This is a genomic window from Ectopseudomonas khazarica (assembly GCF_004521985.1).
Lineage (GTDB): Bacteria > Pseudomonadota > Gammaproteobacteria > Pseudomonadales > Pseudomonadaceae > Aquipseudomonas > Aquipseudomonas khazarica.
This window is the reverse complement of record NZ_SBHZ01000012.1, coordinates 151,289-164,462: the sequence shown is the minus strand read 5'-3', so window position 1 is coordinate 164,462 and position 13,174 is coordinate 151,289. Positions and strand designations below refer to the sequence as shown.

12 protein-coding genes are annotated in these 13,174 nt (G+C 64.4%); 8 read left to right on the top strand and 4 right to left on the bottom strand.

Going from position 1 to position 13,174, the window contains the following annotated elements; genetic code table 11:
* Positions 1-92 precede the first annotated feature (92 nt).
* The 6 genes from EPK82_RS16870 (at position 93) to EPK82_RS16845 (ending at position 5,406) form a co-directional block, all read left to right on the top strand.
* Positions 93-1,151: an ABC transporter substrate-binding protein gene (locus EPK82_RS16870; protein ID WP_134677398.1), complete on the top strand. Its 1,059-nt coding sequence runs from the start codon at positions 93-95 to the stop codon at positions 1,149-1,151.
* Between the two features lie 186 nt (positions 1,152-1,337).
* On the top strand, positions 1,338-2,144 hold the full coding sequence (locus EPK82_RS16865) for an alkaline phosphatase family protein (RefSeq protein WP_037056972.1): 807 nt from the start codon (positions 1,338-1,340) through the stop codon (positions 2,142-2,144).
* Positions 2,141-2,986, top strand: coding sequence for an ABC transporter permease (locus EPK82_RS16860; RefSeq protein ID WP_134677396.1), 846 nt, complete (start codon positions 2,141-2,143; stop codon positions 2,984-2,986). Before EPK82_RS16865 ends, EPK82_RS16860 begins: the two co-directional genes overlap by 4 nt.
* Positions 2,973-3,770 (top strand): ABC transporter permease, encoded by a 798-nt coding sequence (locus EPK82_RS16855; RefSeq protein WP_047587654.1) that lies wholly within the window; start codon positions 2,973-2,975, stop codon positions 3,768-3,770. Before EPK82_RS16860 ends, EPK82_RS16855 begins: the two co-directional genes overlap by 14 nt.
* On the top strand, positions 3,767-4,753 hold the full coding sequence (locus EPK82_RS16850) for an ABC transporter ATP-binding protein (RefSeq protein WP_134677394.1): 987 nt from the start codon (positions 3,767-3,769) through the stop codon (positions 4,751-4,753). The genes EPK82_RS16855 and EPK82_RS16850 overlap by 4 nt, the downstream gene beginning before the upstream one ends.
* A complete protein-coding gene (locus tag EPK82_RS16845) occupies positions 4,753-5,406 on the top strand; it encodes an HAD family hydrolase (protein ID WP_134677392.1) in 654 nt (217 codons plus the stop codon). The genes EPK82_RS16850 and EPK82_RS16845 overlap by 1 nt, the downstream gene beginning before the upstream one ends.
* Here EPK82_RS16845 and EPK82_RS16840 read toward each other — a convergent pair.
* A complete protein-coding gene (locus EPK82_RS16840) occupies positions 5,393-6,271 on the bottom strand; it encodes a LysR substrate-binding domain-containing protein (protein WP_047587649.1) in 879 nt (292 codons plus the stop codon). The two genes, EPK82_RS16845 and EPK82_RS16840, sit on opposite strands and share 14 nt — an antisense overlap.
* A 142-nt stretch (positions 6,272-6,413) precedes the next feature.
* On the opposite strand from EPK82_RS16840, the gene EPK82_RS16835 reads away from it, so the two are divergent.
* Positions 6,414-7,256, top strand: coding sequence for a bifunctional allantoicase/(S)-ureidoglycine aminohydrolase (locus EPK82_RS16835; RefSeq protein WP_037056954.1), 843 nt, complete (start codon positions 6,414-6,416; stop codon positions 7,254-7,256).
* Positions 7,257-7,447: 191 nt separating this feature from the next.
* On the opposite strand, the gene ahpF is transcribed toward EPK82_RS16835, so the two are convergent.
* The 3 genes from ahpF to EPK82_RS16820 all read right to left on the bottom strand — a co-directional run bounded on the left by ahpF (position 7,448) and on the right by EPK82_RS16820 (position 10,941).
* Positions 7,448-9,004: an alkyl hydroperoxide reductase subunit F gene (ahpF, locus tag EPK82_RS16830; RefSeq protein WP_037056949.1), complete on the bottom strand. Its 1,557-nt coding sequence runs from the start codon at positions 9,002-9,004 to the stop codon at positions 7,448-7,450.
* 255 nt (positions 9,005-9,259) lie between these two features.
* The gene (gene ahpC, locus EPK82_RS16825; protein WP_037004971.1) at positions 9,260-9,823 is read right to left on the bottom strand and encodes an alkyl hydroperoxide reductase subunit C; all 564 of its coding nucleotides are present in this window, start codon (positions 9,821-9,823) and stop codon (positions 9,260-9,262) included.
* A 155-nt stretch (positions 9,824-9,978) separates the two neighbouring features.
* Entirely contained in the window at positions 9,979-10,941 is a 963-nt protein-coding gene (locus EPK82_RS16820) for an NAD(P)H-quinone oxidoreductase (protein ID WP_134677390.1), read from the bottom strand.
* A gap of 128 nt (positions 10,942-11,069) precedes the next feature.
* Between EPK82_RS16820 and EPK82_RS16815 the strand changes: the two genes are divergently transcribed.
* Complete coding sequence (locus EPK82_RS16815; RefSeq protein ID WP_167494368.1) at positions 11,070-13,151, top strand: carboxy terminal-processing peptidase; 2,082 nt, start codon at positions 11,070-11,072, stop codon at positions 13,149-13,151.
* Positions 13,152-13,174: the final 23 nt, after the last annotated feature.

The window sequence follows — 13,174 nt, the reverse complement described above, 5'->3', positions numbered from 1 at the left end:
GGCAAACGGACATAAAACTGTCATCGAAGGCGCTTAGATTGGCTCGGGTATTGCTGATCTAGACCAACACACACACCGCAAAGGAGTTTCCGATGAAACAACTGCTGCTGGCTTCTCTGATGGGTTCGGCGATTGCCCTCGCCACTTCCGCCATGGCTGCAGGCACCGACCTGCAAGCGCTGGAAAAAGCCGCTCGCACCGAAGGCGCGGTCAATAGCGTGGGTATGCCCGACAGCTGGGCCAACTGGAAGGACACCTGGAACGACCTGAATAGCAAGTACGGTCTCACGCACTCCGACACCGACATGAGCTCGGCCCAGGAGATCGCCAAGTTCGCCGCCGAGAAGGACAACGCCACCGCCGACATCGGCGACGTAGGCGCCGCCTTCGGTCCCATCGCCGTGCAGCAGGGCGTGACCCAGCCCTACAAGCCGAGCACCTGGGAACAGATCCCGAGCTGGGCCAAGGACGCCGACGGCCACTGGATGCTGGCCTACACCGGCTCCATCGCGTTCATCGTCAACAAGCAACTGGTCAAGGACGTACCGAAGTCCTGGGCCGACCTGAAGAACGGCAAGTACCGCGTCGCCATCGGTGACGTCAGTGCCGCCGCCCAGGCCGTCAACGGCGTACTGGCTGCAGCCATCGCCAACGGCGGCGACGAGAAGAACATCCAGCCGGGCCTGGACTTCTTCGCCAGCATCGCCGAACAGGGCCGCCTGTCGCTGTCCAACCCGACCATCCAGACCCTGGAGAAGGGCGAAGTGGAAGTCGGCGTGGTGTGGGACTTCAACGGCCTGTCCTACCGCGACCAGATCGACCCCAGCCGCTTCGAAGTGCTGATTCCGTCCGATGGCTCGGTCATCTCCGGCTACAGCACCATCATCAACAAGTACGCCAAGAACCCGAACGCGGCCAAGCTGGCGCGTGAGTACATCCTTTCCGACGCCGGCCAGATCAACCTGGCCAAGGGTAACGCCCGGCCGATCCGCGCCGAGCACCTGACCCTGCCGGCCGACGTGCAGGCCAAGCTGCTGCCCAACGAGCAGTACGCCAAGGTCCAGCCGATCAAGGACGCTGCGGCCTGGGAAGCCACGTCCAAGGCGCTGCCGCAGCTGTGGCAGGAGCACGTCATCATCAACATGGAGTGATAGGTTGAGGCGCAGGGGGGACCGGGGCGCGTAGCTGACGCTCCACCCGTCCACCATTCGATACCGCGGATGGTGGATGAAAAGAGTGTCATCCACCCTGCGCACGACAAACGCCGCTCCCTCAGGCAGTACCTGTGGGAGCGGCTTCAGCCGCTAAGCGCTTCCATCGTTTTCAGGATTTCCCCCATGCCTTCCAAGGTCATCCTCGTCGTGCTCGACGGCCTCAGCCATTCGGTCGCACAACACGCCATGGGCCATCTGCATGCCTGGTGCCAAGCCGGGCGGGCGGCCTACTACCGCCTGGACTGCGAGCTGCCGGCGCTGTCGCGCCCACTCTACGAATGCATCCTTACCGGCGTACGCCCGATCGACAGCGGCGTGGTGCACAACGACGTCTCGCGCCTGTCGCGTGAGCACAGCCTGTTTCATTACGCGCGCGATGCCGGCCTGACGACCGCCGCCGCGGCCTATCACTGGGTCAGCGAGCTGTACAACCGCTCGCCCTTCGTCGCCGTGCGCGATCGCCACAGCAGCGATCCGGGCCTGCCGATCCAGCACGGCCATTTCTACTACGCCGACCACTACCCGGACTCGCACCTGTTCGTCGACGCCGAGAGCCTGCGCCTGCAGCACGAGCCGGACCTGCTGCTGGTGCACCCGATGAACATCGACGACGCCGGGCACAAGCACGGCCTGGACAGCCCGCAGTACCGCAACGCGGCACGCATGGCCGACGTGCTGCTGGCCGACCACCTGCAGAACTGGGTCGATGCCGGCTACCAGGTGCTGGTCACCGCCGACCACGGCATGAACGTCGACCGCTCGCACAACGGCCTGTTGCCGGAGGAGCGCCAGGTGCCGCTGTTCGTCATCGGCGACGCCTTCAGCCTCGACGCGGCCGCCCGCCCACGGCAGGTCGAACTGTGCGGCAGCATCTGCCAACTGCTCGGTGTGCCCCATGACAAACCCTACTGCGCGGAGCTGTTGAAATGAGCGCGCCGTCTTCCCTGCGACGCTGGTTACCGCTGCTGTGCCTGCTGCCTTTCGCCGTGTTCTTCCTGGTGTTCCAGGTCGCGCCGCTGGTGTGGGTGGCGGTCAACAGCCTGAACGGCCCCGATGGCTGGGGCCTGGGCAATTTCGAGAAGATCTTCGCCTCCAAGTTCTACCTGCAGGCGATCAAGCACAGCCTGCAGATCGCCTTCTGGTCGAGCCTGTTCGGCATGGCCATCGCCATCCTCGGCAGCTACTCGCTGCGCCAGGTGGACTCGAAGCTGCGCGACTTCGTCATCGCCTTCTCCAACATGACCAGCAACTTCGCCGGCGTGCCGCTGGCCTTCGCCTTCATCATCCTGCTCGGCTTCAACGGTGCGCTGACCCTGCTGCTGATCCAGGCCGGGCTGATCGACGGTTTCAACCTCTACTCGAAGAACGGCCTGATCGTCCTCTACACCTACTTCCAGATTCCCCTGGGCGTGCTGCTGCTCTACCCCGCCTTCGACGCCCTGCGCCAGGACTGGCGCGAGTCGGCGGCGCTGCTCGGCGCCGGCACCTGGGACTTCTGGCGCCACATCGGCCTGCCGGTGCTGACCCCGGCCCTGCTCGGCACCTTCGTCATCCTCCTGGCCAATGCCCTGGGCGCCTACGCCACGGTGTACTACCTGACCACGGGCAACTTCAACGTGCTGCCGATCCGCATCGCGGCGATGGTCTCCGGTGACATCTCGCTGAACCCGAACCTGGCCAGCGCCCTGTCGATGATCCTGGTCGGGCTGATGGTGCTGATCACCATCGTTCACCAGCTGCTGCTGAAAAGGAGCAACCATGTCACGCGCTGACGCCCCTGCCGCCAGCCTCTACCACCGCGTCGTGGTCTGGCTGCTGTTCCTCATCCTGCTCCTGCCGCTGGCCGGCACCCTGCTCTACTCGCTGTCCACCAGCTGGTCGGCGACCATCCTGCCGGATGGCCTGACACTGAAGTGGTACGCCGCCCTGTGGAGCGACGAGCGCTTCCTGCGCGCCTTCGCCCAGTCGCTGCTGGTCTGCGTCGGCGCCCTGGCGCTGTCGGTGGTGCTGATCCTGCCGCTGATGTTCGTGGTGCACTACCACTTCCCCAGGCTCGACACGCTGATGAACGTGCTGATCCTGCTGCCGTTCGCGGTACCGCCGGTGGTGTCCTCGGTGGGCCTGCTGCAGCTCTATGGCTCCGGCCCGCTGGCGATGACCGGCACGCCGTGGATCCTGTTCGGCTGCTACTTCACCATCGCCCTGCCGTTCATGTACCGCGCCATCAGCAACAACCTGCAGGCGATCAACCTGCGCGACCTGATGGACGCCGCCCACCTGCTCGGCGCCAGCACCTGGAAGGCGGCCTTCCTGGTGGTGCTGCCGAATCTGCGCAAGGGCCTGATGGTGTCGTTGTTCCTCTCCTTCAGCTTCCTGTTCGGCGAGTTCGTCTTCGCCAACATGCTGGTCGGCACCCGCTATGAAACGCTGCAGGTGTACCTGAACAACATGCGCAACAGCAGCGGCCACTTCAACAGCGCGCTGGTGATCTCCTATTTCTTCTTCGTCCTGGTCTTCACCTGGGCGGCCAACCGTTTGAACAGGGACAAGGCATGAGCTTCCTGAGCATCCAAAACCTGCATAAAAGCTACGGCGACACCCGCATCTTCAGCGACATCAACTGCGAGATCGCCCAGGGCGAGTTCGTCACCCTGCTCGGCCCCTCCGGCTGCGGCAAGTCCACCCTGCTGCGCTGCATCGCCGGGCTGACCGGCGTCGATGGCGGGCAGATCATCCTCGGCGACCAGGACCTGGTGCCGCTGACGCCGCAGAAACGTGGCATCGGCATGGTGTTCCAGAGCTATGCGCTGTTCCCCAACATGACCGTGGCGCAGAACGTCGCCTTCGGCCTGCGCATGCAGAAAGTGGCCAGGGCCGAGAGCGACAAGCGCGTGCAGGAAGCCCTGGACATGGTCGAGCTGGGCGAGTTCGCCACACGCTACCCGCACCAGCTTTCCGGCGGCCAGTGCCAGCGCGTGGCCCTGGCCCGCTCGCTGGTCACCCGCCCGCGCCTGCTGCTGCTCGACGAGCCGCTGTCGGCCCTCGACGCACGCATTCGCAAACACCTGCGCGAGCAGATCCGCGCCATCCAGCAGGAACTGAACCTGACCACCATCTTCGTCACCCACGACCAGGAAGAGGCGCTGACCATGAGCGACCGCATCTTCCTCATGAACGCCGGCAAGATCGTCCAGAGCGGCGACGCCGAGACCCTCTACACCGCCCCCGTGGACGCCTTCGCCGCCGGTTTCATCGGCAACTACAACCTGCTCGAGGCCGATGCCGCCAGCCGCCTGCTGGAGCAGAAGGTGAGTTCGCGCGTGGCGATTCGTCCGGAAGCCATCGCCTTCGCCGAGCATGGCATCGGCGCGAAAATCGTCAGCCACAGCCTGCTGGGCAACGTCGTGCGCTACCGCATCGACGCCCGCGGTGTGGAGCTGTTCGTCGACGTGCTCAATCGCTCGGCGGATGAACTCTACAGCTGCGGCCAGCAGGTCAGCCTGCAGATCGATGTCGGCGCAATCCGGGAGGTGGCGTGATGGCCCTGGTCATATTCGATCTGGACGAAACCCTGATCCACGGCGACTGCTCCACCCTGTGGACCGAGGAAATGGTGAAGATCGGCTGGGCCGATGGCGATTCCTTCATCAGCCACGAGCAGGAGCTGATGCGCCAGTACGCCAGCGGGACCCTGGCCATGGAGGACTACATGGCCTTCACCCTGTCGCCGCTGGTCGGGCGCACGCCCGAGGAAGTCGCCCACGTGGTCGAGCCCTTCGTCGAGGACGTGATCGAGCCGATCTTCTACAGCGACGCCAGCCGCTGCCTGGCCCGGCACCGCGAAGCCGGCGACCGCCTGCTGGTGATCTCCGCCTCGGCGCACTTCCTGGTCAGCGCGATTGCCGAACGCTTCGGCATCGGCGAAGTGCTGGCCATCGACCTGGAACAACAGCGGGGCTTCTACACCGGACGCACCGAAGGCGTGCTGACCTATCGCGAAGGCAAGGTGACGCGCCTGCATGCCTGGCTCAGCGAACAGGGCGAGAGCCTGGCCGGGGCCGCCTTCTACTCCGACTCGCGCAACGACCTGCCGCTGCTGAAACTGGTGGAAAAGCCCTTCACCGTCAACCCGGACCCGGTCCTGCGCGCCCACGCCGAACAGGCGGGCTGGCCCATCCTCAACTGGCGCTGAGCGCGCCAGCCGGGGCCTGCATGATCCCTTCGCACGCCTCGATCAACGCCGCCGCCAACTCACGCGCATAACCGGGCAACTGGTTGCGCGCGTGCAGGGCCACCTCCACCGGTGCCACGGCGGCAAAGCCTTCGGCGGCCCCCAGTTCGCGGTGCGCCGCGGTGATCAGGCGGCGCGGCAGCAGAGTCAGGCCCAGACCGCCTTCGGCCGCCGCGCTGACGCCCGGCAGGCTGCTGCTGACATAGGCGATGCGCCAGGGCTTGCCCATGGCATCCAGGGCGTGGGTCATCTCCAGGCGATACAGGCCGTTGGGCGGGAACACCGCCAGCGGCACCGGGTTGCGCGCCAGCACCGGCCGTGCGCGGCTGTCCAGCCAGGCCAGGGGCTCGGCCCAGCTGGCCAGCCCCTTGGCGCTGCCGGCGCGCTGCTTGATCAGCGCCAGATCCAGCTCGCCGGCGTTGAACGCACGCCACACGTCGTGACTGAGGCCGCTGGTGATCTCCAGGCGGATGCCAGGGTGCGCGTCGGCGAAATCCGCCAGGTAAGGGGTCAGGCTGTTGGCCGCGAAATCGTCCGGCACGCCAAGCCGCACCTCGCCCTCCACCGCACTCTGGCCCAGCGCGAGCAGCGCTTCGTCCATCAGCGCAACGATGCGATTGGCATAACCGAGCAGGCGTTCACCTTCGGTGGTGGTCACCACGTAGCGGCCGCTGCGGTCGAGCAGCTCGGCGCCGATCTGCTCCTCCAGGCGCCGCACCTGCTGGCTGACCGTGGACTGGGTCAGGTGCAGGCTGGCCGCGGCACGGGTGAAGCCACCGGTCTGGACCACGGCGAGAAAGCTGCGCAACAGCACGGGATCGAGCATATCGACACCTATCATGAAACCCACTGACAGGGATTCTACTATTTAATTTCCGAATCCAGGCGCAAATTCCTATAGTGCATGGGAGACCGTTTTCCGCGCCGGGTCGATCCCGGTGCCTTTCACCCGCCGAGGCAATCTCTCGATGAGCAAATCGCCCTACTACTACGCCCCGCATGGCGGCCATCCCGGTCAGGAGCAACTGCTGACCGATCGCGCCATGTTCACCGAAGCCTACGCCGTGATCCCCAAAGGCGTGATGCGTGACATCGTCACCAGCCACCTGCCGTTCTGGGACAACATGCGCATGTGGGTCATCGCCCGCCCGCTGACCGGTTTCGCCGAAACCTTCTCGCAGTACATCGTCGAAGTCGCCCCCAACGGCGGCAGCGACAAGCCCGAGCTCGACCCGAGCGCCGAAGGCGTGATCTTCGTCGTCGAAGGCGAGTGCAACCTGACCCTGAACGGCACCCGGCATGCCCTGCGTCCGGGCAGCTACGCCTTCATCCCGCCGCAGAGCGACTGGTCACTGCGCAACAACGGCAGCGAAGCGGTGCGCTTCCACTGGCTGCGCAAGGCCTACCAGCCCGTCGAAGGCGTGCCCTACCCGGAAGCCTTCGTGACCCACGAGCAGGACATCGAGCCGATCGTCATGCCGGGCACCGAAGGTCGCTGGAGCACCACGCGCTTCGTCGAAATCAGCGACATGCGCCATGACATGCACGTCAACATCGTCAACTTCGAGCCGGGCGGCGTGATCCCCTTCGCCGAGACCCACGTCATGGAACACGGCCTGTACGTGCTGGAAGGCAAGGCGGTGTATCGCCTCAACCAGGACTGGGTCGAAGTCGAAGCCGGTGACTTCATGTGGCTGCGCGCCTTCTGTCCACAGGCCTGCTACGCCGGTGGCCCGAGTCGCTTCCGCTACCTGCTGTACAAGGATGTGAACCGCCAGATGCCGCTGACCCTGGGCGGCCTCAAGCGCTGAGTGCAGGCGTGGCTCTAGCCGCGGGCTGACGAGCCGCCCCGGATTGCATCCGGGCTACACAACCGTAGCCCGGAGGAAATCCGCGGCATGCAGCATGAACACCTGCAGCTTCAGCCGCGAAGCAGTCACCGCAATACGCCCATGACGACAAAGGCCACCCGAAGGTGGCCTTTGTCGTTCCAGCGCGCTGATCAGCTGTGGCGGATCAGGTGATCGAAGGCGCTCAGCGAGGCCTTGGCACCCTCACCCACGGCGATGACGATCTGCTTGTACGGCACAGTGGTGACGTCACCGGCAGCGAAGACGCCCGGCACGCTGGTCTGGCCCTTGGCATCGACCACGATCTCGCCGAAGCGGTTGAGCTCGAGAGTGCCCTTGAGCCAGTCGCTGTTGGGCAGCAGGCCGATCTGCACGAAGATGCCTTCCAGTTCGACCGTGTGCAGCGTTTCGCTGGTGCGGTCCTTGTAGACCAGCGCGTTGACCTTCTGGCCATCGCCCTTGACCTCGGTGGTCTGCGCACTCTTGATCACGGTCACGTTCGCCAGGCTGTACAGCTTCTTCTGCAGCACGGCGTCGGCACGCAGGGTGTCGGCGAACTCCAGCAGGGTCACATGGGCGACGATCCCGGCCAGGTCGATGGCCGCCTCGACGCCGGAGTTGCCGCCACCGATCACCGCCACGCGCTTGCCCTTGAACAGCGGGCCGTCGCAGTGCGGGCAGAAGCACACGCCCTTGGCCTTGTACTCCTGCTCGCCGGGCACCCCCATCTCGCGCCAGCGTGCGCCGGTGGAGAGGATCACGGTCTTGGCCTTGAGCGAGGCGCCGTTCTCGAACTGCACCTCGTGCAGGCCGCCTTCGCCATTGGCCGGCACCAGCGCGGAGGCGCGCTGCAGGTTCATCACGTCGACTTCGTATTCCTTGACGTGTTCTTCCAGGGCGCGCACCAGCTTCGGCCCTTCGGTTTCCTTCACCGAAATGAAGTTCTCGATCGCCATGGTATCGAGCACCTGGCCACCGAAACGCTCGGCAGCGATGGCCGTGCGGATACCTTTGCGCGCAGCGTAGATGGCCGCCGAGGCGCCAGCCGGGCCACCGCCGACCACCAGCACATCGAAGGCTTCCTTGGCGCTCATCTTCTCGGCGTCGCGGCTACCGGCCTTGGTGTCGATCTTGGCGAGAATCTCCTTCACTTCCATGCGGCCGGAAGCGAATACCTCGCCGTTCAGGTAGATGCTCGGCACGGCCATGACCTGGCGACGCTCGACTTCTTCCTGGAACAGCGCACCGTCGATGGAGACGTTGCGGATATTGGGGTTCAGCACTGCCATCAGGTTCAGCGCCTGGACCACGTCCGGGCAGTTCTGGCAGCTCAGCGAGAAATAGGTCTCGAACTCGAAGCGGCCTTCGATGGCCTTGATCTGGGCGATGGTATCGGCGTCCAGCTTCGACGGGTGGCCACCGACCTGCAGCAGCGCCAGCACCAGCGAGGTGAACTCATGGCCCATGGGGATGCCGGCGAAGGCGACGCCGGTGTCTTCGCCCGGACGATTCAGGGCGAACGAAGGACGACGGGCATCGCTGCCATCGGTCTTCAGGGTGATCTTGTCGGTCAGGCCGACGATGTCGTTGAGCAGGCCAAGCAGCTCCTGGGATTTCGCGCTGTCATCGAGGGACGCGACGATCTCGAACGGCTGGGTGACCTTTTCCAGGTAGGCCTTCAACTGGGCTTTAAGATTGGCGTCCAACATGGCGAACAGTCCTCAGAAACAAAAAATTCGGGCAATAAAATGCCCGGACGGATCGCGCCCGGGCATCGGGCACCACAAGGGCCGGTGATGGCCCAAACAGCGCAGGTAGCAAGTGCAAAACGGGTTTCAGAGCGTCGCGAGCGACGGCCAGGCAAGGCGTAATCCGATGACGGCGCGGAATGTACCGACGTACATGACAAGCCCGAGTCCGATTACCCCGCTGCCTGGCCGAGCGCAGCAGCTCTGAAGCCGTTCTTAGATCTTGCCGACCAGGTCCAGCGAAGGAGCCAGAGTGGCTTCGCCTTCTTTCCACTTGGCCGGGCAAACCTGACCCGGGTTGGCGGCGGTGTACTGAGCGGCCTTCAGCTTGCGCAGGGTCTCGGACACGTCACGGGCGATTTCGTTGGAGTGGATTTCCAGGGTCTTGATCTGGCCTTCCGGGTTGATGATGAAGGTGCCGCGCAGCGCCAGGCCTTCTTCCGGAATGTGCACGCCGAAGGCGTTGGTCAGCTGGTGGGTCGGGTCACCGATCAGCGGGAACTGAGCCTTGCCAACGGCCGGCGAAGTTTCGTGCCAGACCTTGTGCGAGAAGTGAGTGTCGGTGGTCACGATGTAAACCTCGGCACCCGCCTTCTGGAACTCGGCGTAGTTGTTGGCGGCGTCTTCGATCTCGGTCGGGCAGTTGAAGGTGAAGGCAGCCGGCATGAAGATCAGCACGGACCACTTGCCCTGCAGGGACTGCTCGGTCACTTCGACGAACTCACCAGCGTGGAAAGCGTTGACCTTGAACGGTTGAACTTGAGTATTGATGAGGGACATCTCTGACTCCTTCTGAGGTTTCTGTGAGGGTTGAAAATTTACGGTTGCTATCTTAGCTACCTAACGGAAAAAAGCTTATTGATTACGGCCATGATATCGATTGATTGCACCAATCGATAACGAAGCCCGCGCCAGACGCGGGCTGCAGCCCTGGCTCAGGCCAGGTCGGGATCGATCAATAGCGCCAGTTTACCTGCGACTTGGTTACCAGCGAGTGTCTCGAACGCCACTTCGCTGTCTTCGATCGCAAAAGTGCGCTCCAGTTGCGGCTGCAATCGGCCTTCGGCGAACAGCGGCCAGACCTGCTGCTGCAGGTCATGCAACAGATCCGCCTTGAACTGATCGTCGCGGTTGCGCAGGGTCGAACCGATCAGCTGGATGCGCTTGCCCAGCACCTGCGCCAGGTCCAGCTTGGCCTCGCGCCCGCCCATCAGACCGATGTTGATCCAGCGCCCGTCACGCGCCAGCAGCTCCAGGTTGAGGGCCGCGTACTGGCCACCGACCGGGTCGAGGATCACGTCGAACGGCCCGAAATCGCTGAGCGCCTGGAGATCTTCGCCACGCAGCGCGCCGCCCTGGGCGCCGAGCCCTTCGCAGTAGGCCAGCCGCTCGGCGGAGCCGACGCTGACCCAGCAGGGGTTGCCGAACGCCTTGCACAGCTGGATCGCCGCCGAGCCCACACCACTGGCACCGGCATGCAGCAGAACCTTCTCGCCAGGATGCAGCGCGCCGAGCTGAAACAGGTTGAGCCAGGCCGTGGCATACACCTCGGGGACCACGGCGGCCTCGACCAGGCTGAGGCCCTCGGGCACCGACATGGCATGGCGTGCATCGACCACCACCTCTTCGGCCATACCGCCGCCCGCCAGCAGGCAGCAGACCCGATCACCCACCTGCCAGGCGCTGCCGGCGCCTACTTCGGTGACCACGCCGGAGCACTCCAGGCCCAGAGCCTGGCTGGCCCCCGGCGGTGGCGGGTAGAGCCCCGCGCGCTGCAGCAGATCGGCCCGATTGAGCCCTGCGGCGGCGACCTTCACTCGAATCTGCCCCGCGTCGCAGGCCTGGGTGGGTTGTTCCAACCACTCCGCACGCCCTTCGACGCCTTGCAATGCCTTCATGCTGCCTCCATAGTGCAAGTGAAACGAGCCTCGCGCCTTGCGCGAGGCTTTCGTCTAGCGCCAACGGAACCTGGCGCCCTCAGATACGGCCTAATATGCGTTATCACCTGCCACTACGTCGAATCCGCATGAAACGCTCTCTAGCAAGTACCGCCCTCGCCCTAGTACTCGGCTTCAGTGCCCTGCCGCTGGCGGCCAAGACCACTCCAGCGACCAGCTGGGACTACCTGCAGCCGGACCGCGATCAGGTGATTGCCAGTCTCAACGTCGTGGAGCTGCTCAAGCGCCACCACTACAACAAACCGCCGCTCAACGACGAGCGCTCGATCAAGATCTACGACAACTACCTGAAGTTGCTCGATCCATCGCGCAGCTACTTCATGGCGTCGGACATCGCCGAATTCAACCAGTGGCGCAACCAGTTCGATGACCTGCTCAAGAGCGGCAACCTCGAACCGGGCTTCGCCATCTACCGCCGGCACCTGACGCGCCTGCAGGAGCGCCTCGACTTCGCCCTGGCCGAGCTGACCAAGGGTGTCGACAAGATCGACTTCAGCGTCGACGAGGACCTGCAGGTCGACCGTGAGAAAGCGCCCTGGGCGAAGGACCGTGCCGAGCTCGACGACCTGTGGCGCAAGCGCGTCAAGGATGAAGTGCTGCGACTGAAGATCGCCGGCAAGGAAACCAAGGATATCCAGGAGCTGCTGACCAAGCGCTACAAGAACCAGCTCAAGCGCCTCGAGCAGACCCGTGGCGAGGATGTGTTCCAGGCCTACATCAACGCCTTCGCCACCACCTACGACCCGCACACCACGTACCTGTCGCCGGACAACGCGGAAAACTTCGATATCAACATGAGTCTCTCGCTCGAAGGTATCGGCGCCGTGCTGCAGAGCGACAACGAGCACGTCAAGGTGGTGCGCCTGGTGCCCGCCGGCCCGGCGGAGAAGAGCAAGCAGATCGCACCGGCCGACAAGATCGTCGGCGTCGCCCAGGGCAACGACGAGATGGTCGACGTGATCGGCTGGCGCCTGGACGAAGTGGTCAAGCTGATTCGTGGCCCGAAAGGCTCCACGGTGCGCCTGGAAGTCATTCCGGCCAGCAACCCGCCGACCGACCAGACCAGCAAGGTGGTCACCATCACCCGCGAGGCGGTGAAGCTCGAAGAGCAGGCGGCGAAGAAGAAGGTCCTGCACCTCAAGCAGGATGGCCGCGACTACAAGCTCGGGGTGATCGAACTGCCGGCCTTCTACCTCGACTTCAAGGCCTTCCGCGCGGGCGACCCCAACTACAAGAGCACCACGCGTGACGTGAAACAGCTGATCGACGAGCTGCGTGCCGAGAAGGTCGACGGCCTGGTCATCGACCTGCGCAACAACGGTGGTGGTTCCCTGCAGGAAGCCACCGAGCTGACCAGCCTGTTCATCGAGCAGGGCCCGACCGTACTGGTACGCAACGCCGATGGCCGCGTCGACGTGCTGGCGGACGAGAACAAGGGCATCTACTACAACGGCCCCCTGGCCGTACTGGTCAATCGCCTCTCCGCCTCTGCCTCGGAGATCTTCGCCGGTGCCATGCAGGATTATCACCGCGCACTGATCCTCGGCGGCCAGACCTTCGGCAAGGGCACGGTGCAGACCATCCAGCCGCTCAATCACGGCGAACTGAAGCTGACCCTGGCCAAGTTCTACCGTGTATCGGGGCAGAGCACCCAGCACCAGGGTGTACTGCCGGACATCGCCTACCCCGATGTGATGCACACCAAGGACATCGGTGAGAGCGCCCTGCCCGCCGCCATGCCCTGGGACAGCATCCGCCCGGCGATCAAGCCGGAGCTGGACCCGATCAAACCGTTCCTCACCCAGCTGCAGAGCAAGCACGACCAGCGCACCGCGCAGGACCCGGACTTCCTCTTCACCCGCGCCAGCATCGACCTGTCGAAGCAGCTGATGGCCGAAACCACCGTCAGCCTCAACGAAGTCAAACGCCGTGCACAGCAGGCCGCCATCGAGGCCAAGCAGCTCAAGCTGGAGAACGATCGTCGCGTGGCCAAGGGTGAGAAGCCTCTCGCGGAACTGGCCAAGGAAGACGAAGACGCCCTGCCCGTTGAAGACAAGGGCAGCAAGCCGGAAGACGACGCCTATCTGTCCGAGTCCGGCCACATCCTCATCGACTACCTGAGCCTGAACCCGTCCCTGGCCATCCATTGATCAGGGATTAGGGAACGTCATCA

Coding starts and splice junctions, on each gene's coding strand:
- ahpC (WP_037004971.1), bottom strand. CDS start 9,823: ATGTCCCTCATCAATACTCAAGTTCAACCGTTCAAGGTCAACGCTTTC.
- EPK82_RS16860 (WP_134677396.1), top strand. CDS start 2,141: ATGAGCGCGCCGTCTTCCCTGCGACGCTGGTTACCGCTGCTGTGCCTG.
- EPK82_RS16850 (WP_134677394.1), top strand. CDS start 3,767: ATGAGCTTCCTGAGCATCCAAAACCTGCATAAAAGCTACGGCGACACC.
- EPK82_RS16865 (WP_037056972.1), top strand. CDS start 1,338: ATGCCTTCCAAGGTCATCCTCGTCGTGCTCGACGGCCTCAGCCATTCG.
- EPK82_RS16855 (WP_047587654.1), top strand. CDS start 2,973: ATGTCACGCGCTGACGCCCCTGCCGCCAGCCTCTACCACCGCGTCGTG.
- ahpF (WP_037056949.1), bottom strand. CDS start 9,004: ATGTTGGACGCCAATCTTAAAGCCCAGTTGAAGGCCTACCTGGAAAAG.
- EPK82_RS16815 (WP_167494368.1), top strand. CDS start 11,070: ATGAAACGCTCTCTAGCAAGTACCGCCCTCGCCCTAGTACTCGGCTTC.
- EPK82_RS16840 (WP_047587649.1), bottom strand. CDS start 6,271: ATGCTCGATCCCGTGCTGTTGCGCAGCTTTCTCGCCGTGGTCCAGACC.
- EPK82_RS16845 (WP_134677392.1), top strand. CDS start 4,753: ATGGCCCTGGTCATATTCGATCTGGACGAAACCCTGATCCACGGCGAC.
- EPK82_RS16835 (WP_037056954.1), top strand. CDS start 6,414: ATGAGCAAATCGCCCTACTACTACGCCCCGCATGGCGGCCATCCCGGT.
- EPK82_RS16870 (WP_134677398.1), top strand. CDS start 93: ATGAAACAACTGCTGCTGGCTTCTCTGATGGGTTCGGCGATTGCCCTC.
- EPK82_RS16820 (WP_134677390.1), bottom strand. CDS start 10,941: ATGAAGGCATTGCAAGGCGTCGAAGGGCGTGCGGAGTGGTTGGAACAA.